The sequence below is a fragment of the Azotobacter beijerinckii genome, assembly GCF_900110885.1.
In the GTDB taxonomy this organism is placed as follows: Bacteria; Pseudomonadota; Gammaproteobacteria; order Pseudomonadales; family Pseudomonadaceae; genus Azotobacter; species Azotobacter beijerinckii.
The window spans coordinates 1-1,181 of record NZ_FOFJ01000173.1 but is presented as its reverse complement, the minus strand read 5'-3'; the positions used below and the strand labels follow the sequence as shown (position 1 = coordinate 1,181).

The 1,181-nt window shown below is 58.7% G+C and carries 2 protein-coding genes; both read left to right on the top strand.

The features are described from left to right. Positions 1–221: 221 nt before the first annotated feature. Positions 222–524 carry a type II toxin-antitoxin system HigB family toxin gene (locus BMY22_RS23480; RefSeq protein WP_090625734.1) on the top strand — a complete coding sequence of 101 codons (303 nt, stop codon included), beginning with the start codon at positions 222–224 and terminating at the stop codon, positions 522–524. After that, complete coding sequence (locus BMY22_RS23475) at positions 524–883, top strand: helix-turn-helix domain-containing protein (RefSeq protein WP_090625733.1); 360 nt, start codon at positions 524–526, stop codon at positions 881–883. The genes BMY22_RS23480 and BMY22_RS23475 overlap by 1 nt, the downstream gene beginning before the upstream one ends. Positions 884–1,181: the final 298 nt, after the last annotated feature.

Here is a 1,181-nt window from a genome sequence, read left to right as displayed (position 1 = left end):
CCTGGCGCAGCAGCTCCCTGCAGTCCAAGCCGCTGACGCCGGAGATGAGTAGCTGGATCAAGGGCTACAACATCCGCCGCGCCAAGAGCCATGCCAAGTACGGCACGTGACGCTGCCCGGGGGGCCGGCCTTCCTTCAATTTCGGGTATTCGGGAAATCCTGTTGTTGCCACGGCCAAGCCGGATGGCTAGACTTTCTCCCAAAATGGGAGATGCGTGGCGATGAGAATTATTGCGCGAGGTACATTGCGCGCTTTCTGGGAAAGCAGCCCGGCCTATGCAGACGCCATGACACCTCTGGTGGAGTGGTATCGGCACATGGAGAAAGCCACTTACCGCACGCCGCAGGAGGTCAAGGCAGAGCTGCGTACAGCAAGCATCCTGAAAGGCGGCCGTGTGGTTTTTAACATCGCTGGTAACAAGTATCGGGTGATCCTGGCAATCGACTACGAACGACAACTTGGGTTCGTGAGATTCGTAGGCACTCACGTCCAGTACGACCAGATCAACGCGGAGACAGTGTGATGAACATCAAGCCGATTCGCTCCGAGGAAGACTTGGCAGCGGCCTTTGCACGCATGGATAGACTGTGGGGTGCCGAAATCGGCACTCCGGAAGGCGATGAGCTGGAAGTGTTGGCGGTACTGATCGAGAAATACGAAGACGAGCACTATCCGATCCCGCCTTCCGACCCCATCGAGGCCATCAAATTCCGTATGGATCAGCAGGGGCTGACCCCTCGCGATCTAGAGCCGTATATCGGCTCTAGCGGTAGGGTTTCCGAGGTATTGAACCGAAAGCGCAAATTGAGCCTGGCGATGATAAAGCGCCTTCATGATGGGCTGCACATTCCCTATGAAAGCCTGCTGGCTGGTGCTGCCTGACAACACCTTTTCACGAATACCCCTAATTTCGAGCCACAAAAGCGCCGGATTAGGCCGCCCGGCGCCCGCCAAGCCTGCCACCATCGTCGACCTCACCGGGCAAAAAGGATTCACCATGAAGTCGACAGCAGAACAGCTCCCCGTCATCCACTACGAGGGCCACCACCTGGTCGTGAAGGCCTACGCCGGCTGCGGCAAGACCACCTGGTGGCCTATGCCGAGCAGCACCGCCACCTGCGCATGCTGTACCTGGCCTACAACCGCGCCATCCGCGACGAGGGCGCGGCCAAGTTCCCCA